Below are 20514 nucleotides of genomic sequence, written 5' to 3'. Positions count from 1 at the left end.
GGCGTATAATCAAATCAAAGGTCAAAGAAAGTCAAACATTTGGAGGACTGTAAAGATGGACTTAAATCAAATGACAACAAAAACACAAGAGGCGATTATGAGTGCCCAATCTTTAGCGGTATCTCATCATCATCAAGAAGTAGATACTGTTCATCTCTTGTTTACATTATTAGAAGAGCAAGATGGGTTAGCAGTGCGTATTTTTCAAAAAATGAATGTCGATATAGAAGCGTTAAAACAAGGAGTAGAAAGTTTAATTAAGAAAAAGCCTTCTGTAACAGGAAGCGGTGCAGAAGCAGGTAAATTATATATAACAGGTGCTCTGCAACAACTGCTTGTAAGAGCAGGAAAAGAAGCAGAGAAATTGCAAGATGACTACATTTCAGTTGAACATGTACTGCTTGCTTTTTCTGAAGAAAAAGGCGATATACATCAATTACTTACAAGATTTCATATTACGAAAGATAACTTATTACAGTCTTTAATGACAGTTCGGGGGAATCAAAGAGTGACTAGTCAAAATCCAGAAGCAACTTATGAAGCGTTAGAGAAATATGGCCGTGATTTAGTGGCGGAAGTAAGAGCAGGGAAGATTGACCCTGTTATCGGCCGCGATAGTGAAATTCGCCGCGTAATTCGCATTCTTTCACGTAAAACGAAAAACAACCCGGTTTTAATTGGTGAGCCAGGTGTTGGTAAAACAGCAATCGTTGAAGGGTTAGCGCAGCGTATTGTGAAAAAGGATGTACCAGAAGGGTTAAAAGATAGAACAATCTTTGCATTAGATATGAGTGCGCTTGTAGCTGGAGCAAAATTCCGTGGTGAGTTTGAAGAGCGCCTGCAAGCTGTATTAAATGAAATTAAAAAGAGTGAAGGCCGCATCTTATTATTCATTGATGAACTTCATACAATCGTCGGCGCTGGTAAAACAGAAGGTGCGATGGACGCAGGAAATATGTTAAAGCCGATGCTTGCGCGTGGTGAACTGCATTGTATCGGGGCGACAACATTAGATGAATATCGTAAATATATTGAGAAAGATCCAGCGCTAGAAAGACGTTTCCAACAAGTATTAGCAGAAGAACCAACTGTTGAAGATACAATTTCCATTTTACGTGGTTTAAAAGAGCGTTTTGAAATTTATCATGGTGTAAATATTCATGACCGCGCGATTGTAGCAGCATCTGTTTTATCAGACCGATATATTTCGGATCGTTTTTTACCAGATAAGGCAATTGATCTTGTTGACGAAGCATGTGCAACGATTCGAACAGAGATTGATTCTATGCCAACAGAATTAGATGAAGTAACGCGCCGCATTATGCAACTGGAAATTGAAGAAGCAGCTCTTGGAAAAGAGAAGGACTTTGGTAGCCAAGAACGTCTAAAAACGTTGCAACGTGAATTATCGGATTTAAAAGAAGTTGCAAGTGGTATGAGAGCGAAATGGGAGAAAGAAAAAGAAGATATTCACAAAGTTCGTAACTTACGTGAACATTTAGAGCGTCTGCGCCGTGAATTAGAAGAAGCAGAAGGTAATTACGATTTAAATAAAGCAGCGGAACTTCGACATGGGAAAATTCCTGCAATTGAAAAAGAGTTAAAAGAAGCAGAAGAAATGGGCGCGCATAATAAACAAGAAAATCGTTTATTACGTGAGGAAGTAAGTGAAGAAGAGATTGCTGATATTGTTTCACGCTGGACTGGTATTCCGGTCGTAAAACTCGTTGAGGGTGAACGTGAGAAATTACTACGCTTAGAGCAAATTTTATCAGAGCGTGTCATCGGACAAGAGGAAGCGGTAAGCTTAGTATCAGACGCAGTTCTTCGTGCACGCGCTGGTATTAAAGATCCGAATCGTCCGATTGGTTCCTTCATCTTCTTAGGACCGACAGGTGTTGGTAAAACAGAACTTGCAAAAACGTTAGCACAGTCTTTATTCGATAGTGAAGAGCAAATGATTCGTATCGACATGTCTGAGTATATGGAGAAACACGCTGTGTCACGCTTAATTGGTGCGCCTCCTGGATATGTTGGATATGAAGAGGGCGGTCAATTAACAGAGGCGGTAAGACGTAAACCGTATTCCGTTATTTTATTAGACGAAATCGAAAAAGCACATCCAGAAGTATTCAACATTTTATTACAAATGTTAGATGATGGACGCATTACAGATTCGCAAGGACGTACAGTAGACTTTAAAAACACGGTTATTATTATGACTTCAAATATTGGATCTGCTCATTTGTTAGATGGATTAGAAGCAGATGGCGCCATTAAAGAGGAATCAAGAGAACTGGTAATGGGGCAGTTAAGAGGACATTTCCGACCAGAGTTCTTAAACCGAGTCGATGAAATTATTTTATTCAAACCTCTTACAACGAATGAAATTAAAGGTATTGTTGATAAAATTGTAAAAGAATTACAAGGTCGTTTAGCTGACCGTCATATTACAGTAGAATTAACAAATGCAGCGAAAGAATTTGTTGTAGAAGCTGGCTTTGACCCGATGTACGGAGCTCGTCCATTAAAACGATATGTACAGCGTCAAGTTGAGACAAAATTAGCGAGAGAATTAATTGCAGGAACGATTACTGATAACAGTCACGTAGTTGTTGATGTAGAAAATAACGAATTAGTCGTTCATGTGGAATGAAAATAGGTTGTGGAGGAGGTTTTCTCCACAGCCTAATAAAAAAAGCACTTTTAAGTGCTTTTTTTATTGTTTATCCCGCGTTAATGGACAGTAAAACTCCCACCTCAAAATTCAGTTCGAGCAAAGAATTTAGGTAGGAGTCGGGCTGTCCGTAAACGTCCGATTGGTGAGGGCTGATTAAAGTTTCACTTTATGGACTCTGGTGCAATTTCATTATCGTTTTTGGTGTAGTAATTTTCATCGTGGTAGGGCAAAGCTAAGTGCTCCAATGTTTTTTCATCTTCGAGACAAATAATCTTCAATTCGTATCCTTCGAAATCGGTTGGATAGAACACATCTTCACTTTGATTTTCAGTTAATGCTACATCAATCATATCCCTTAATTGTTCTAGTCCTTTTTTGTTACCGATAATAATAGCTTGATCATGCCACATTTGTTGGCCGTAAATACTGCAAATCTTATAATTTTTGAAATTCATAACATGACTCCTTTATATTCCGATCTAGTCTTTTTCAATAAGAGAATAATGCTCTTTGTCCTTATATTAGTTATGTAACCGTTAAAGGATGATAAAAGATTTTTTATCCATGTAAAAAAGAGTTCGGATAAAATCCGGACTCTTTTTTTAGTGTTGTTCTACTGGTTCGTTTGGAATTGCAGCTGAAATTGCTAGTACTAATACCGCAAGAACAACTGAGAAAATAGACGCTTGGTTAAAATCGTATGTACCGCCAGTCATAGAGCCGATTACGTAGCTCATCATATGTACAAGCGCGAACGACCAAATTAATGCCCAAATGAAACGCATATTTTACACCTCTATTCGTTCAATCTGTCCTTATTGTAACACAATTGAAAAAAGAATATAGAAAAATATTTGTAGATTTTTCAACGCAAATTTGCATTCCGTTCATACATTATAGAAGAGTACTTTTATACGTTTAGAAAATAAGGCGGGGGAAAAATGAGTATTACGGAACGTTTTTTTTACTTAGAAAAAGAGCCATGTGTCATTTATTTACCGGAGAAGCCAAATGGATTTTCTGTAATGCTTCTTGGTGATTACAACTACTTTATTGAGAATGGTACAAGTTTATGGACACAGCATGCGGGTAGATCTTATTTTTTACATGGCCTTATTGAGGAAGGCTACACGGTCTTTTCTTCTAATTTATACGGAAGACATTGGGGAAACGACCAATCTGTTCGTCTAGCAAAACGCTTATATGACGTTGTTTTGAGAAAAGAGACATTAAATGCGAAAATGCACATTATGGCAGACGGTATGGGGGCACTTGTAGCACTTGAAATGATGAACAAATACCCTGAATGTATACGCTCAGTCATTATGTTAAATCCGTGTTTAGATTTACCAGAATATGTGGAGTTTGAGAAAGAGCATAAGTTTTTTTACAAAAGATTAGTGAAGGAATTAAGTTTGGCGTATGATTCCAAAGAAGAAGAATTGGAGTCTAAAATAAATAAGAAAACATTTACGCTTCTTCCGTCTTGTGTACCTGTTAAAGTTTTCGTATCAACACAAGAAAAAAGAGGAAGAAAACAGTTGTTACGTAAATATGAGAAAATGAGGCAATTCAATCAATGTGATACTTCTGTCTTATTCCATCTGCAAGATGTGAAATATAAAATGGTTAGGCAAACGACTGATTTCTTTAAAAAATATGAAGAAGAATTGTGAAGCTCCCATATACATAAATGAGGAGCTATTTGTTTCAAGGAGAAAGGGTTGGTGGTATGGAGCGCGTGCTAATTGTAGGTGCACTTACGTTTGTAGGTTATCACCTTGTGAATAAAATGATTGCAGAAGAAGTAGAAGTGTACGGTCTTGATTTTGATGAATTCGAGAATATGACAAAAATTAATGAAGAGAAGTTATTGTTAATTGGGCGAAATGCGTTATTTACGTATTACTCGATAAGAGATGAAGATGGATGGAAATCAGTAGAAGGAGAGAAGTTCGATACGGTTTACTTTTGCCTGTATGAGCCAAATCAACAAAGTGGCTTTCGGAATGAAAGGGTCATATTACAGTATTTAAAGCGGATTATAAGATTGTGTGCAGAACATAAAGTGAAGTTAAATCTAATTTCTTCTATTAAAGTAGGAAACGCAGATGAATCTGAAAATAAACGTTTATTTTCGAAAGTGGAAGAAGGATTGAAAAAAGGAGAGGTACAGTATAGTGTATTTCGAGTTCCTACATTATATGGGCCGTGGCAACCATCTTTTATGATGTATCATCAGCTCATTTTATCAGAACTGGATGAGAAAGAGTGCCATTATGCGAGTGAGGAAAACGGAAGTGATTTACTGTACGTGGAAGATGTATGTGAATACTTATGGGAAAATGGAATGAACGAGGAGCATCTCGGTATATACAATTTACTTAGTGGTAAAAAATCATTATGGAAAAAAGGTATGAACCTTTTACGTGCAGAGGATAAAGTGAATAAAGAGAATGAGGAAGAAAGAGATGATACTGTCGAGGTTATTTCGATAAAAAGGAATACTCCGTTAGAATACGGTTTAAATAAACAATTGGCACATATGAAAAAATATAAAGAGTTATACGAAGGATAGCGGGCGTGTTACACTATGTATGTGAAAGTTTTAATGGAGAGGAAGAACATAATATGAATGAGAAAAGCATGCAATTTTTACAAATCGCAATGAAGCATTTACCAGAAGCAAAGGCCATTTTAGATGATAATGGAATTGCGCTTGATATGGAGAAAGCACAACCAGTATTAGAGTTATTGATGAAAGTTATGAACGAAGCATATGAGCTTGGGAAAGCAGATAAAGAATAAAAAGAATCTTTTTAGATGGAAGAGAGGCTCGAACCGTGGACAGAAGCGGTCAGGGCCTTTTTTATTCTCGTCTGGGGAGAAATCAGAGATATGAAGAGGATAAAGGAAAAGTAGTGAGGAGAACTCCCTAGTCTAGAAGGAAAGCAGATAAAGAATAAAACCTTCTTTTTTAGATGGAAGAGAGGCTCGAACCGTGAATAGAAGCGGTTCGGGCCTTTTTATATTTCAAAAAAAACAGGAAAGGTATGTTTCTGTTTCTTTTAATAAACAATAAAGTGAATAATGCCTAGCTTTATGTTTTAGCTGAAATATATTCTAGACAAAAATACATTTATGTTTTAAAATTAGTACCAAGTCATAATAATTGATATAAAACGGAGGGCTGCGATGTGAACGTGGGCATTTTAGGGATCGGAAGATATGTGCCGGAAAAAGTAGTCACAAATCACGATTTAGAGAAAATAATGGATACATCCGATGAATGGATTCGTACGAGAACGGGAATTGCAGAAAGACGCATTGCCGATGATACAATAGATACTTCATATATGGCCGTAGAGGCTGCTAAAAAAGCACTTGAAGATGCAGGGATTAGCGGAGAAGATATCGATCTTATTTTAGTGGCGACAGTAACACCAGATCGTGCGTTTCCAGCAGTAGCTTGTGTCATCCAAGAAGCGATTGGAGCGAAACATGCAGCTGCAATGGATGTAGGTGCAGCATGTGCTGGTTTTATGTACGGAATGATTACAGCGCAGCAATTTATTCAAACGGGAACTTATAAAAATGTATTAGTAGTTGGTAGTGATAAACTTTCTAAAATTGTAGACTGGAATGATCGCAATACAGCAGTACTATTTGGAGACGGAGCCGGTGCTATCGTAATGGGGGCTGTTTCGGAAGGAAGAGGCGTTCTATCTTTCGAATTAGGAGCAGACGGAAGTGGCGGTAAGCATCTATATCAAGACGATTATGTTATGATGAATGGCAGAGAAGTCTTTAAATTTGCCGTTCGTCAACTTGGTGAATCTTGTCTTCGCGTGCTGGATAAGGCTGGTCTTACGAAAGAGGATGTGGATTTCTTAGTACCGCATCAAGCGAATATTCGTATTATGGAATCTGCAAGAGAGAGATTAAATTTACCACAAGAAAAAATGAGTATGACAATTGAAAAGTTTGGTAATACATCAGCTTCTTCAATTCCAATTGCAATGGTAGAGGAATTGCAAAACGGACGTATTCAAGATGGTGATTTAATTATACTTGTTGGTTTTGGCGGCGGATTAACATGGGGAGCAGTCGCTCTTCGTTGGGGTAAATAAGGACTGAGAGAAAAAAAGGAGTGTATTTTGTATGGAAAAAAAGAGGGTCGTAATTACAGGACTAGGAGCTGTTACACCGGTCGGTACAGATGTTGAAACAGCGTGGGAAAACATTAAAAAGGGTGTATCTGGAATCGGACGACTTACAAGAATTGATCCGGAACTATTTCCAGCAAAAGTAGCAGCAGAAATTAACGACTTTGAAGTCGAGAAATATATTGATAAAAAAGAAGCGCGCCGTATGGATCGCTTTACACAATATGCAGTAGCAGCAGCGAAAATGGCAGTTGCGGATGCAAAGCTTGAAATTACAGAAGAAAACGGACCTCGAATTGGTGTATGGATTGGTTCTGGTATTGGCGGTATGGAAACATACGAAGAACAATTTAAGATTTTTACTGAGAAAGGCCCGCGCCGCGTGAGCCCATTCTTCGTACCAATGATGATCCCAGATATGGCAGCAGGTCAAGTATCGATTGTAACAGGGGCAAAAGGAATTAACACTTGTTCAGTAACAGCTTGTGCATCTGGTGCAAACTCAATTGGTGATGCATTTAAAGCGATTCAGCGCGGTGATGCTGATGCAATGATTACAGGCGGAGCAGAGGCGCCGTTAACAAGCATGGCATTCGCAGGATTTAGCTCAGCGAAAGCATTAACATTCAATGAAGATCCAGCAACAGCTTGCCGTCCATTCGATAAAAACCGTAGTGGTTTCGTAATGGGTGAAGGTTCAGGTATTTTAATTCTTGAAGAATTAGAGCACGCATTAGCTCGTGGTGCTCACATTTACGCGGAAATCGCTGGTTACGGTGCAACTGGTGATGCGTTCCATATTACAATGCCAGCTCCTGGCGGTGAAGGTGGCGTGCGTGCAATGCGTCAAGCTTTAGCAGATGCAGGTCTACAGCCAGAAGATATTGATTACATTAATGCGCATGGTACAAGTACGGATGCGAATGAAAAGTATGAAACGATGGCAATTAAAGAAACGTTCGGTGAGCACGCGTATAAAGTAGCAATTAGCTCAACGAAATCAATGACAGGTCACTTATTAGGAGCAGCTGGTGCTGTTGAAGCGATCTTCTCTATTAAATCAATTACAGACGGAGTAATTCCTCCAACAATTAACTATGAAACACCAGATCCAGAATGTGACTTAGATTACGTACCGAATAATGCGAGACATCAAGAAGTAAACGCGGTTTTAAGTAATTCACTAGGATTCGGTGGTCATAACGCAGTATTAGTATTTAAATCGTATAAATAATAGATGAAATAAGGAGTTTTTTCGTAGTATATTGCGAAAAAACTCCTTATTTATTTTTACGCCTTTTCCTCCTTTTGCATATACATAAGAAAAAGGAGGGATAAAGATGGGGATTGTTGAAACTGCCGAGTGGTTACATCTATATTATGGACGGCCAGAAAAGTTGTGTGAGAAGTTTACGAAGTATATCCCGTTGCCAAAAGAAAGATTGTACCGCTTTTTAATTTCTAAAGGTATGTATCGCCCGGTTATGCGAGGAGAACAAGAGATTAAAGAGTTAGAGAAAAAGGAAATCTGGAAAGAGTTACGTATGGAGTATGAGAAACTGAAAAATTGGTTGAAAGGTCCGGATGTCCCTGTCTTTATTTTATTATCAGATTCTTATAATCGAACTGTACAAGAAGAGTATAACGGCAGGGCTGGATTATCTATGCGTCACGTTATTTTCTTATTCGTATGCGGACGGAATTCGGTAGAAGAATTAAAAGTGTTATTGGCGCATGAATATCATCACATATGCAGGTTACATCAAATTGAGACGAAAGAAACAGAATATACATTACTTGATACGATGATTATGGAAGGGTTAGCTGAGCAAGCAGTAACGGAAAGATATTCAGAAAAAAACAATGCACCGTGGACGACGTATCTTTCAAAAGAAGAGGCTATTTATTATTGGGAAAACGTTGTACACGAAAGAATAAGTATAAAACGAGGAACAAGGGAGCATGACATCTTATTAAATGGATTTCATTCTTATCCGAAGATGCTTGGCTATGCACTTGGATTTCATATTGTCAAAGATTGTGTAACTTCCGCATCTATAGATACACTTTCTTTATTATCTATAGATGCGAAAGAAATATTGAATAAAGCAAATACATTTCATATATAAAAAAACAGGAATTCTATTTCCTGTTTTTTTACTATTAATAGAAGAAAAAATAATAATTAGAATATATTTCCTAAGGTGGAATAAAGTTAAGCAAAATTGAACATAATGATTGATACAAACAGTAGTGAAGTGAGGGGTAGTGAATGTTATATCTACATGATGTATGGGTAAATTGGTTTGAAGGTGAAGAGAATGGGTATAACGTTTGTCATTTTTACGAATGGCGAAAAGATGATACGATTGAGCTATTAGATCAAGTGCCATTATTAAAAGTAGATTCCACATTATATCATTACATCGAAGACGAATTGTTAGAGCTTCCGCAAAAATTGTTGGAAGACGTACATCATAAGGCTTATATTCGTAAAAATCATGAACGTTTGCAGCAAGAGTATTGCTTTGTAGTTACAGATGGAAAAGGAATTATTGCGATTGACACAATTGGTTACAATGTGCCAATTCGAAAGAGCAGACTTATACCGCGCCAAGAGCAGATGGTATATGAGATGGTAGAAAACGTACAAGCAGAAAAATATGAGTTCCAAGTAGAAGAAATGGAAAAAGAACATCATATTTTATCACCATCACCTTTCATTATGAATGGCTTAACTCGTAAAGAACGACAGCTTAAACAATTATTATTTATGGCGTTAGATCAATTACATACAACGAAAAACACAGCAGAAATTCGCTATTGGTTCACAGAGTGGGATCCATCAGCATATGGAATGGTTCAACATATGGAATTTGAAGATATTTGGGCTAAACTGTATGATGAAGCGAAAACAGGCTGGTCTGAGAAGCATGAACAATTATGTGAGCGTCTCGTAAAAGGACAGCCATTCTTTGAAAAGTTATGGGAAATGGAAAATGAGCAAAAGGTAAATTAAAAAACCGCCAATTGGCGGTTTTTTTTATTTGTTGTAACTTGGCTTCAGCGAGCATTCTAAGAAATCCAGCTCCGGTAGCAAGTCCTTCGCGTCTAAGAACCTTCCCCACGAGAAGGTAAAAAGCACCTTCTGTGGGAAAGAACCTTAGCCAGTCAGGGCTGAACGAGCCGCCTCCGCTTTATATAGTAATCCAGCTCCAGCGGCAGGAATGTTCGGTGGCTTCGCGCCTTCCTGCGAGGCAAAAAGCGCCTCGCAGGAAGGCGCTCCATCCCCCTCACATTCTGAACGAGCCGCCTCCGCTTTATATAAGTTACCTACGTTTTCTACTTAATCCCATTGCGTTTTCTACTTTGCGTAGTTGTTTGAATGCAACGCGGTTTGCTTTTTCGGCACCTTTGTCTAGAATTTCGTCTAGTTCTGGTGAGCTGATTAGTTCGTTATATTTGTCTTGGATTGGACGAATTGCATCTACGACTACTTGTGCTAGGTCGCCTTTGAAGTCTCCGTATCCTTTTCCTTCGTACATTGCTTCGATTTCTTCTACTGTTTTTCCAGAGAATGAAGAGTAGATTGTTAATAAGTTAGAGATTCCAGGTTTGTTTTCTTTATCAAATTTCACAATACCTTCAGAGTCAGTTACAGCACTCTTAATTTTCTTCTCAATTGTTTTCGGTTCATCAAGCATACTGATCATTGATTTTGGATTCGGATCAGATTTACTCATTTTCTTCGTAGGCTCTGTTAATGACATAACGCGAGCTCCTACTTTTGGAATACGAATTTCAGGAACAGTGAACACTTCACGGAAGCGCTTGTTGAAACGCTCTGCTAGGTCACGTGTTAATTCCATATGTTGTTTTTGATCATCACCAACAGGTACGATTTCAGTGTTGTAAAGTAAAATATCAGCAGCCATTAATGGTGGGTACGTTAGTAATCCAGCTGGAACTGAGTCTCTACCTGATGCTTTATCTTTATATTGCGTCATACGCTCTAATTCTCCAACGTAAGCAACTGATTGCATAATCCATCCTAGTTGAGCGTGTGCTGGTACTTCTGACTGTACAAATAAAGTAGCTTTTTCCGGATCAATGCCGCATGCTACATAAAGTGCAGCAAGACTGCGGATGTTTTTACGAAGTTGTACGGGATCTTGAGGTACTGTAATCGCATGTTGGTTTACAATACAGAAATAACAGTCGTGTTCATTTTGAAGCTCTGTAAATTGCTTCATAGCTCCTAAATAGTTTCCAAGTGTAATCGTTCCACTCGGCTGAATACCAGAAAAGATAACTGACATAAGTAATTCCTCCTAAATTTGAATGCGTGATAGGGAAGAGAAGGCAAACAAAAAAGCCCATTCATCCCAAAAAACTATAGGGACGAATGGACCGCGGTACCACCCTAATTATTTCACTACTGTGAAATCTCTCTAATCCATAATAACGTTTGGATATAACGCCAAAGCCTACTACTTTCGGTTCGGTTTGGTGCTCAAAAGCCCATTCCACACTGCGCAATTACTTGTTCACACCAGCCACAAGCTCTCTGAAATTGCCTCAATATGTACTCTTCTTTATCATCGCATACATATAAATTTATTTATTGTTACCTGAGCTCTTTTAATATGAAAGAACTAAAGTTTTATAACAAAATGTTTTGCTGATTATTATATCATATGGGATAGTGTTTGCAAACTACATCAAAATAGTAAAGCTAATGAGGGTTGAGAACAACCCAAGAACGATACCTGTAATGCAAATTGGATACGTCCATTTGAATGAATATGTTTTATAAATACGTTCTTTCTTATCGACAGGTTCCTCTGCTTCTTCAATTAAAGAGTCAATTTTTTTGTTCGTACCAAACACTCTTTGAAAGGCGTAAATTGTTACGTTAAAAAATCCATTTTGAAATATGAATAAAAAACCGCCGACAAGAATAAAAAGTAGTGCGGCATAAAACGATATATTGACAAAATTCAACAAAAATTGCGATGAAACGAGGATTGCGCCAATACTAGAAGCGATTATCGCTATGAAAATTAGTATACAAGTATGAAAAAAAACTTTATTCAAAATGTTCCCCTCCGTCAAAATATTACTAGAATTATTATACTATAAAAGCTATAATATGTACTAGAATTAATTTTTTGAAAATTATACGCAATTAAAGGTCTGATTTTAAGATGATGGTAGCAATGTTAACGTATCCCTTTACAAAAAAATAAAAAAATAAACATTTTATTAAAAATTTTAACAAAAAAACAAAAAACTATATTCACAATTGTTATATTATATGTATAATGAAAATTGTAGAAACTTGGAGATTATTCTTTCAATTCTACTTTTTTACAAGTGAGGGTACAGGAAGTGCAATTAGGGGAGGCAACACAACATGAAGAAAAAGATACCGTTATTACTTGCATCGACTTTAACTGCAAGTATGTTGCTTGGTGCGTGCAGCTACCAGAAAGATGACGCAAAAGCAAAAGGGAAAGAAAACGCTACGAGTAGTAGTAACGGAAAGCAGGTTCTTAATTTAACGGAGTTATCTGAAATTCCGTCAATGGATGCATCATTAGCATCTGACGCTGCATCTTCTACAGCATTAAATAATACGATGGAAGGTTTATATCGTATAGGTAAAGATCAGAAGAGAGTGCCTGGAATTGCTGAGGATGTTCAGAAGCTAGATGATGGAAAGAAATACATATTTAAATTAAGAAAAGATGCAAAGTGGTCGAATGGGGAACCTGTAACAGCAAAAGACTTTGTGTATTCATGGAAAAGAGCAGTAAATCCAGATACAAAAGCGACATATTCGTACATTATGTTCGATATTAAAAATGCAGAGAAAATTCATAAAAAAGAATTACCTGCTGACCAATTAGGTGTAAAAGCGATTGATGACTATACATTAGAAGTGGAATTAGACAATCCCGTTCCTTACTTTGTTGATTTAACGGTTTATCCAGTATTTTACCCGCTCAATGAGAACTTTGTAAAAGCACAAGGTGATAAGTTTGGGTTAGAGGCGAATACAACATTATATAATGGACCATTTGTTATGAGCGATTGGAAACATGAGCAAAGCTTCCAGTTTAAGAAGAACCCATCATATTGGGATAATAAAACGGTTAAAATCGAAGAAATTAATTTTAATATTGTTAAGAATACGTCAACTGATGTAAATTTATATGAGACAAACTCGATTGATCGTGCGGCTCTATCTTCAGAATTTGTTGATAAGTTTAGACAAAGCTCAGAATTCCACACAAGAAAAGAAGCAGGGGTTGCTTATCTAAGATTTAATCAAAGTAATCAATACTTAAGCAATAAAAACTTAAGAAAAGCAATTTCAATGTCCTTTGACCGTGATAACATTGCGAAAGTTATTTTAAATAATGGTGCAATTGGAGCTTATGGATTTGTTGGAAAAGATTTCGCTGAAGGTCCGAATAAAAAAGATTTCCGAGCTGAAAATGGAAAGTTAGTTGAAACAGATCCAAAAGAAGCGAAAAAGCTATGGGAAACAGCGAAGAAAGAGCTTGGCACTGATAAAATCGAACTAGAATTCTTAAACTTCGATAATGAAGATGCGAAAAAAGTTGGTGAATTCTTAAAAGGTGAGATGGAAAAGAACTTACCAGGTTTATCGATTAAAATTAAACAACAGCCATTCGCACAAAAAAATAAATTAGAAGATTCTCAGCAATATGATATTGCGTTTGGTATTTGGGGACCAGATTTCCCAGATCCAATTTCATATTTAGATATGTTTGTTACGAATGGTTCTCAAAATAAAACAGGCTATTCTAATAAAAAATATGATGAGTTAATTTTAAAAGCTAAAACAGATACAAAAGATTTACAAGCACGCTGGGACAACCTTTTAGAAGTAGAGAAGATGTTAATTAAAGAGGATGCTGTTATCACTCCAATCTTCCAAAAAGGTTCAGCGTATGTAGTAAAAGGTGCCGTAAAAGATATTATCCCAATTAACTATGGTGGTAAATTAACTTACAAATGGGCATCTGTTGAACAAAAATAATCTTTTTTCCATCGTTTACTAGGGTATATGCCTATGATGGGCGTATGCTCTTATTTTAAAAAAATAAAAGTAAGAATATTTTAAACTATCTTATTGCTTTTGAGAAAAACGGGGAGGTGCTTGACTATGGGACGTTATGTATTAAAACGTTTCGTGTACATGGCTTTGACATTATTTTTAATTACTACACTGACTTTCTTTTTGATGAAATTACTTCCGGGTTCTCCGCTTAAAAACCAGGAGAAACTATCACCGGCACAAAAAGAAATCATTCTTGAAAAATATGGCTTAAATGATCCAGTACCAGTTCAATATGCACGTTACTTAGGTAACTTAGCAAAAGGTGATTTAGGGGTATCATTCCAATATGATAACCGTCCAGTAACAGATATGATTGTGGATCGCATTGGACCATCAGCACAACTTGGTTTACAAGCGATTATATTAGGAACATTTATCGGTTTACTTTTAGGAATCGTTGCGGCACTTCGTAACAATACGTGGGTCGATTATGGGGCGACAATTATTTCCGTACTCGGGATGTCGGTACCATCGTTCGTATTCGCCGCATTACTACAATATTTCGTAGGGGTAAAACTTGGTTGGTTCCCAGTAGCCTTCTGGAAAGGACCAGAGTTTACAGTGATGCCTACGATCGCTTTATCGATGGCAGTTATAGCAACAATCGCACGTTTCTCTCGTGCAGAGTTAATTGAAGTTATGCAAGCTGACTACATTTTAACAGCGAAAGCAAAGGGGATTAGTCAAGGCGTTATCATTGTAAAACACGCACTTCGTAACGCGCTAATTCCAGTTGTAACAATTTTAGGACCAATGGTTGCGGCATTAATTACAGGAACACTCGTTATCGAGCAAATTTATGCAGTACCAGGACTAGGGGAACAGTTCGTTAAATCTATTACAGTGAATGACTATACAGTTATTATGGGAACTACAATTTTCTATAGTGCGATTTTCATCTTAGTTATTTTCATTGTTGATATTTTATACGGAATTATTGATCCTCGAATTCGTTTAGCGGGAGGGAAAAAATGATGAAAGATGTACAAAAATTATCTCCAGATTTATTTCAACAAGCCAATCAAAATAATGTGGATAATGAAGTCATTGCCCGTCCAAGCTTAACGTTTTGGCAAGATGTAAGAAGACGTTTGTTCCAACATAAAGGAGCAATGTTAGGTTTCGTTTTATTAGCGCTTATTATATTACTAGCAATTTTTGGGCCGATGGTAAGTAAACACTCTTATAAAGAGCAAGACTTAGGTCGTGCGAAATTACCACCGAAAATTCCTGTTATTGAAAATGTTCATTGGCTACCATTTGACGGTACAGATCAATATGGTGTTGACCAATATGAAAAACGTGATATTAAAGAGTATTTCTGGTTTGGTACAGATGATCTTGGACGCGATTTATGGACAAGAACATGGGAAGGTACGCGCGTATCGTTATATATCGCTCTTTTAGCAGCGGCGATTGACTTAGTAATTGGGGTTGCATACGGAGGTATTTCAGCGTTCTATGGCGGTAGAGTAGATAATATTATGCAACGTGTTATGGAGATTATTAATGGTATTCCATACTTAATCATCGTTATTTTAATGGTAATCATTATGGGATCTGGTATATGGTCAATTACACTCGCAATGGCGATTACAGGCTGGATAGGGATGTCGCGGATTGTTCGTGGACAAATCTTAAAGTTAAAAAACCAAGAATATGTATTAGCATCTCGTACATTAGGTGCAACAAATACACAATTAATTGTGAAACATTTAATTCCAAACGTAATGGGACCTATCATCGTAATGACAATGTTTACAATTCCATCAGCGGTGTTTGGTGAAGCGTTCTTAAGTTTCATCGGTTTAGGAATTCAGCCACCATTTGCGTCACTTGGTTCTCTTGTAAATGATGGTTATAAATCAATTCAAACGTATCCACATATGATGTTCATCCCTGCGGTTGTCATCAGTATGTTAATCTTAGCATTCAACTTAATGGCAGACGGATTACGCGACGCGTTAGATCCAAAAATGCGTAAGTAAAAGAGGGGAGAAGTAAAAATGAAAACATTGCTAGAGGTAAAAGATTTGCAAGTCTCCTTTGATACACATGCAGGTGAAGTACAAGCTGTACGCGGTGTTACTTTTGATTTGAAAAAAGGAGAAACATTAGCGATTGTAGGAGAATCTGGTTCTGGTAAATCAGTTACTTCTAAAGCTTTAATGGGATTAATTCCGAATCCTCCAGGACGTATTAAAAACGGTGAAATCGTATTTGAAGGTCGTGACTTAACGAAATTAACAGAAAAAGAAATGCAACAAGTGCGCGGTAAAGATATCGCGATGATTTTCCAAGATCCTATGACATCATTAAACCCAACGATGACAATTGGGAATCAAATTATGGAAGGTCTTATTAAACACCAAGGGATGAGTAAAGCAGATGCACGTAAAGTTGCGTTAGAATTAATCGACCTTGTAGGTATTCCGAATCCAGAAGCGCGTTTAAAACAATATCCTCACCAATTCTCAGGTGGTATGAGACAGCGTGTAGTTATTGCGATGGCGTTAGCTTGTAACCCGAAATTATTAATTGCCGATGAGCCGACAACAGCGCTAGACGTTACAATTCAGGCGCAAATTTTAGAGCTTATGAAGGACATTCAGCAAAAAACAGAAGCGGCAATCATTTTCATTACGCATGACTTAGGTGTAGTGGCAAACGTTGCTGATCGCGTGGCAGTTATGTACGCTGGTAAAGTTGTTGAAATTGGAACGGTTGATGAAATTTTCTACAATCCAAAACATCCGTACACTTGGGGCTTAATCGCATCTATGCCAAGTTTAGATGGTTCAGAAGAAGAGTTATACGCAATCCCTGGAACGCCTCCAGATTTATTAAAGCCACCAAAGGGAGATGCTTTTGCACCACGTAATCCACAGGCATTGAAAATTGATTTTGAAATGGACCCACCTTTATTTAAAGTAAGTGATACACACTATGCGGCAACTTGGTTACTTCACGAGCAAGCTCCAGAAGTAAGACCGCCGGCAGTTGTTGAAAAACGCATTCTTCAAATGAAAGCAGGTGAACAACATGACTAAACAACGTGAGAAATTAATTGAAGTAAAAAATGTAAAGCAGCACTTCGACGTGAGTGGTGGTGTTGTCAAAGCGGTTAATGATATTTCATTTGATATTTACCGCGGAGAGACATTTGGTCTTGTAGGAGAATCAGGTTGTGGTAAATCTACAACTGGAAGAACGATTATTCGTTTATATGATGCAACTGCTGGTGAAGTATTGTTCGATGGTGAAAATGTACATGGTAAAAAATCACGTGCACAACTGAAGAAGTTCAACCGTAAAATGCAAATGATTTTCCAAGATCCATATGCATCATTAAACCCTCGTATGACAGTAGGGGATATTATTGCAGAAGGTATTGATATTCACGGACTAGCAAAAGGCAAAAAAGAGCGTATGGACCGTGTTCATGAATTATTAATCACAGTTGGTTTAAATAAAGAGCACGCAAACCGTTTCCCCCATGAATTCTCAGGTGGACAACGTCAACGTATCGGTATCGCTCGCGCACTTGCTGTAGAACCGGAATTTATCATTGCCGATGAGCCAATCTCAGCACTTGATGTTTCAATCCAGGCGCAAGTTGTAAACTTACTGAAAAAGTTACAAAAAGAAAAAGGTTTAACATACTTATTCATTGCCCATGATTTATCAATGGTAAAATACATTAGTGACCGAATCGGCGTAATGTACCGTGGTCAAATCGTTGAGCTAACAACAAGTGAAGAGTTATATGCGAATCCAATTCATCCATATACGAAATCACTATTATCAGCAATTCCGCTTCCAGATCCAGATTATGAGCGCAATCGTAAACGTATCGTATACGACCCATCTCAGCATGATTACGGTAGTGAAGTGCCAACAATGCGTGAAATTCGCCCAGGACATTTCGTACTATGTTCTGAAGCGGAGTATAAGAAATATAAAGAGATTTATCAATAAGAAAGAGAGTCATTCTTCTATTATGAGGGGTGGCTCTTTTTTTATGGATTGAAGAAAGTGAAGGGATAAATTTGCTTTAATATTAGATTATTTCTATTTTGAGACTAGAAAATAAGTATTTTCTAAGTAGGGAAATCTCATTTTATTATTTTGGAGGGTGAAAGAGATTGCACTATTATGAATAGTGATAGAGATCGTACTAAAATGCATGTTCCTCAAAAAGATGATGTGAATGGTGTAAATGCAATTTATAAGTGAAAGTAAGGAGGGATATATAATGAATAAAAAATTAAAATTCATTTTGTTGGCAGTTCCTTTCGCAATTTTCTTATGTATAGGGGGATATAGTATTTATTTTGGAGAAGTCGAAGATAAAACAATTTTAATAACTAAAGATTTTCCATCCACAAGTAGATTAGAAGACATGGTTAAGGAAGCCGATGTAGTTGCAATAGGCAATTATGATAGTTTTGATTCAACTTGGAATATGGCGCGTAATCCACAAGACATTAGTCAAGAAGATCAGGGAAATTATGTAGAGGGGCATTTATACAATTTTAACGTAAAAGAAGTTTTAAAAGGAGACCCCTTACAAGATAGAATGAAAATTAATTATCGATACGCAGAACAAATTGAAATCGATGATTCGAATAGTAAGGTTGTAAATGAAGACCCTCTTTATATAAAGCCGGAGATTGGGAAGAAATACATGTTATTTTTGAAAAAAGATGAAAATATGAGTCATTACTTTGGCGCAATTGAACCATTTTCCATAATGTTTGATGAAAATGATATAGCGTATTTACAGTCAAACTTATTACATGTAGACGAAGAGAGATTAAGTGTTAAAAAGAAACAAGATAACCAAACATATATTTTAAAAAATCAAGTGGATCATACAATATCGGATACGATTTCTAATAAGAATATTGACGAATTGAAGATAGAAATTGAAAAGTATAATTAAAAAAAGCTGTTCCAACAATTTGTTGGAACAGCTTTTCTCCAATGCAAATTTCATTTACAAATGACTGCATCTCAATTAAACGAGCATTACTGTGCCTGAACAGAAACAATCTCTTCTTGTTCTTCTGGTTTAACGAGTGCATAACGTTCCCACGCTCTACTTTTCCAGCGGAAGAACATAATGATGGCACGTGTCCATTCATCAATAGCAATCGCTAACCAAATACCAACGAGCCCCATATCTAAATGGAAGGCGAAAAAGTAACCGAGTGGTAAACTCATTAACACCATAGAGAATGCGCCGATTAAAACGGGGTACTTTGCATCACCAGCTGCGCGAAGTGAATTGATAATGACGATGTTCATCGTGCGTCCCGTTTCAAGTAGTACACTTAGTAAAAGAACTGATGCACCTAACGTAATAATGTGCGGATTATCTGTAAATAGTCCCATTAATTGTGTACGGAATGTAATGACGAGAGCGACCATACATAAAGTGACTCCAATTGCCCACTTTACACTTTTCCATACGCGTTCATACGCTTCGTCTTTTTCACCACCGCCAACGAGGCGTCCGATAATAATGGCTGTTCCCATACCGATCGCAATCGCGAATAAATAAGTGAACATAGAAATATTCGTAGCGTATTGTCTCGCCGCTAATGATTCCGTTCCTAAGTATGTTGCATAGTATAAGAAGACAATTTGGCAAGCTTGATACATAACCTGCTCAAATGCAGATGGAATCCCGATTTTTAAAATTTTTCCGATGTATTCCTTTGATAAGGTGAAGTAATATTGTAATTTCACACGGTATTCCATAACACGGTACAGTAACCAGAAGAAAACGATAAGTGCGATTAATCTGCTGACAGCAGAAGAAATGGCAGCCCCTTGTACACCGAGCTCTGGGAAACCAAATTTTCCGAAAATGAGTACGTAGTTTCCAGCGATATGAATAATATTCATTCCAAGTGAAATAAACATCGCTTGCTTTGTGAAGCCATGTACGCGGATAATTGCGGCTAATGAATTAATAATAGCTTGAAGGAAAATAGCGCCTCCGACGATGGATAAATAGTTTTGCGCATACATGAGTACATCGCCTTGTAAGTTCATTGCCATCATCATATGTTTTGAAAATAAAAGAAAACCAGCGCTTATAATGAGTCCGACCACTAAATTTAATGTGACGGCTAAAGCTGATATTTTAGATGCTTCCATAAAACGTTTGGAACCGAGGTATTGAGATACGACGATAGCTGCGCCGTTCCCGATGACTTCTAGTACCAAAATAGCGATATGGAGATATTGATTCGCTGCACCAACCCCAGATACAGCATCGTCTGATAATGCACTTAACATGAAAGTATCAGCGATCCCCATTAACATAAATAGAAAAACTTCTAGAAAAATAGGCCATGTTAATAAGAATAAACTTAATTTCTCTGTCGGCCCGTTTTTTGCCTGAATTGCTGTCATGTCCGTCCCCTCTTTACCGATATCTATTTTTAGCAAAGTGTATCGTAACATACTTTCTTATCCTTTGCACTCATTTTAACCTACATATC

19 protein-coding genes, 1 pseudogene and 1 other annotated feature are annotated in these 20514 nt (G+C 37.2%); of the genes and pseudogenes, 15 read left to right on the top strand and 5 right to left on the bottom strand.

Annotated elements, in window-relative coordinates; all coding sequences use genetic code 11:
- The first annotated feature begins 55 nt into the window (after positions 1 to 55).
- Positions 56 to 2656 carry an ATP-dependent chaperone ClpB gene (gene clpB / locus MR115_RS18150; protein ID WP_242242214.1) on the top strand — a complete coding sequence of 867 codons (2601 nt, stop codon included), beginning with the start codon at positions 56 to 58 and terminating at the stop codon, positions 2654 to 2656.
- Between the two features lie 185 nt (positions 2657 to 2841).
- On the opposite strand, the gene MR115_RS18145 is transcribed toward clpB, so the two are convergent.
- Together MR115_RS18145 and MR115_RS18140 are read right to left on the bottom strand one after the other, a co-directional pair.
- Positions 2842 to 3135 carry a hypothetical protein gene (locus tag MR115_RS18145; RefSeq protein WP_242242213.1) on the bottom strand — a complete coding sequence of 98 codons (294 nt, stop codon included), beginning with the start codon at positions 3133 to 3135 and terminating at the stop codon, positions 2842 to 2844.
- Positions 3136 to 3282: 147 nt separating this feature from the next.
- Positions 3283 to 3465, bottom strand: coding sequence for a YjzD family protein (locus tag MR115_RS18140; RefSeq protein ID WP_001211112.1), 183 nt, complete (start codon positions 3463 to 3465; stop codon positions 3283 to 3285).
- Between the two features lie 156 nt (positions 3466 to 3621).
- Here MR115_RS18140 and MR115_RS18135 point away from each other — a divergent pair, with 156 nt between their 5' ends.
- The 7 genes from MR115_RS18135 to MR115_RS18105 all read left to right on the top strand — a co-directional run bounded on the left by MR115_RS18135 (position 3622) and on the right by MR115_RS18105 (position 9865).
- On the top strand, positions 3622 to 4356 hold the full coding sequence (locus tag MR115_RS18135; RefSeq protein ID WP_061678725.1) for a lipase family protein: 735 nt from the start codon (positions 3622 to 3624) through the stop codon (positions 4354 to 4356).
- A 29-nt stretch (positions 4357 to 4385) separates the two neighbouring features.
- Positions 4386 to 5258: an NAD-dependent epimerase/dehydratase family protein gene (locus MR115_RS18130; RefSeq protein ID WP_242242212.1), complete on the top strand. Its 873-nt coding sequence runs from the start codon at positions 4386 to 4388 to the stop codon at positions 5256 to 5258.
- 53 nt (positions 5259 to 5311) lie between these two features.
- Positions 5312 to 5488, top strand: coding sequence for a ComZ family protein (locus MR115_RS18125; protein ID WP_001986215.1), 177 nt, complete (start codon positions 5312 to 5314; stop codon positions 5486 to 5488).
- A gap of 389 nt (positions 5489 to 5877) precedes the next feature.
- Positions 5878 to 6810 carry a beta-ketoacyl-ACP synthase III gene (fabH, locus tag MR115_RS18120; protein WP_242242211.1) on the top strand — a complete coding sequence of 311 codons (933 nt, stop codon included), beginning with the start codon at positions 5878 to 5880 and terminating at the stop codon, positions 6808 to 6810.
- A 31-nt stretch (positions 6811 to 6841) separates the two neighbouring features.
- Positions 6842 to 8080 (top strand): beta-ketoacyl-ACP synthase II, encoded by a 1239-nt coding sequence (gene fabF / locus MR115_RS18115; protein WP_242242210.1) that lies wholly within the window; start codon positions 6842 to 6844, stop codon positions 8078 to 8080.
- Positions 8081 to 8186: 106 nt separating this feature from the next.
- A complete protein-coding gene (locus MR115_RS18110) occupies positions 8187 to 8975 on the top strand; it encodes a DUF2268 domain-containing putative Zn-dependent protease (protein WP_071721620.1) in 789 nt (262 codons plus the stop codon).
- A 143-nt stretch (positions 8976 to 9118) separates the two neighbouring features.
- Complete coding sequence (locus tag MR115_RS18105) at positions 9119 to 9865, top strand: YjbA family protein (protein WP_071721621.1); 747 nt, start codon at positions 9119 to 9121, stop codon at positions 9863 to 9865.
- A gap of 310 nt (positions 9866 to 10175) precedes the next feature.
- On the opposite strand, the gene trpS is transcribed toward MR115_RS18105, so the two are convergent.
- Positions 10176 to 11165, bottom strand: a complete 990-nt coding sequence (trpS, locus tag MR115_RS18100; RefSeq protein ID WP_061678727.1) for a tryptophan--tRNA ligase — start codon at positions 11163 to 11165, stop codon at positions 10176 to 10178.
- Positions 11166 to 11240: 75 nt separating this feature from the next.
- Positions 11241 to 11457: a binding site (T-box leader), on the bottom strand.
- Positions 11458 to 11562: 105 nt separating this feature from the next.
- Positions 11563 to 11943 carry a DUF3899 domain-containing protein gene (locus MR115_RS18095; RefSeq protein WP_242242209.1) on the bottom strand — a complete coding sequence of 127 codons (381 nt, stop codon included), beginning with the start codon at positions 11941 to 11943 and terminating at the stop codon, positions 11563 to 11565.
- Between the two features lie 319 nt (positions 11944 to 12262).
- On the opposite strand from MR115_RS18095, the gene MR115_RS18090 reads away from it, so the two are divergent.
- From MR115_RS18090 to MR115_RS18060, 7 genes and pseudogenes are all read left to right on the top strand, one after another.
- Positions 12263 to 13918, top strand: coding sequence for a peptide ABC transporter substrate-binding protein (locus MR115_RS18090; RefSeq protein WP_242242208.1), 1656 nt, complete (start codon positions 12263 to 12265; stop codon positions 13916 to 13918).
- 126 nt (positions 13919 to 14044) lie between these two features.
- Positions 14045 to 14974 carry an oligopeptide ABC transporter permease gene (gene opp3b / locus MR115_RS18085; RefSeq protein ID WP_063260236.1) on the top strand — a complete coding sequence of 310 codons (930 nt, stop codon included), beginning with the start codon at positions 14045 to 14047 and terminating at the stop codon, positions 14972 to 14974.
- Positions 14971 to 15987 (top strand): oligopeptide ABC transporter permease, encoded by a 1017-nt coding sequence (gene opp3C, locus MR115_RS18080; protein WP_097816595.1) that lies wholly within the window; start codon positions 14971 to 14973, stop codon positions 15985 to 15987. The genes opp3b and opp3C overlap by 4 nt, the downstream gene beginning before the upstream one ends.
- An 18-nt stretch (positions 15988 to 16005) precedes the next feature.
- On the top strand, positions 16006 to 17049 hold the full coding sequence (locus tag MR115_RS18075) for an ABC transporter ATP-binding protein (protein WP_000854348.1): 1044 nt from the start codon (positions 16006 to 16008) through the stop codon (positions 17047 to 17049).
- Complete coding sequence (locus MR115_RS18070; RefSeq protein WP_242242207.1) at positions 17042 to 17977, top strand: ABC transporter ATP-binding protein; 936 nt, start codon at positions 17042 to 17044, stop codon at positions 17975 to 17977. Before MR115_RS18075 ends, MR115_RS18070 begins: the two co-directional genes overlap by 8 nt.
- Before the next feature lie 171 nt (positions 17978 to 18148).
- Positions 18149 to 18235: pseudogene (locus MR115_RS18065) on the top strand (matrixin family metalloprotease); the annotation flags it as partial.
- 19 nt (positions 18236 to 18254) lie between these two features.
- Positions 18255 to 18944, top strand: coding sequence for a cardiolipin synthase (locus tag MR115_RS18060; protein WP_242242206.1), 690 nt, complete (start codon positions 18255 to 18257; stop codon positions 18942 to 18944).
- Between the two features lie 86 nt (positions 18945 to 19030).
- Here the strand turns inward: MR115_RS18060 and MR115_RS18055 are convergent, their stop codons facing one another.
- Positions 19031 to 20476, bottom strand: a complete 1446-nt coding sequence (locus tag MR115_RS18055; protein WP_242242205.1) for an MATE family efflux transporter — start codon at positions 20474 to 20476, stop codon at positions 19031 to 19033.
- Between the last annotated feature and the right edge of the window lie 38 nt (positions 20477 to 20514).

Source organism: Bacillus cereus group sp. BfR-BA-01309 (genome assembly GCF_022664315.1).
Classification (GTDB): Bacteria; Bacillota; Bacilli; order Bacillales; family Bacillaceae_G; genus Bacillus_A; species Bacillus_A mobilis.
The sequence above is the reverse complement of the archived record's forward strand: the minus strand, read 5'-3'. Positions and strand labels throughout refer to the sequence as shown.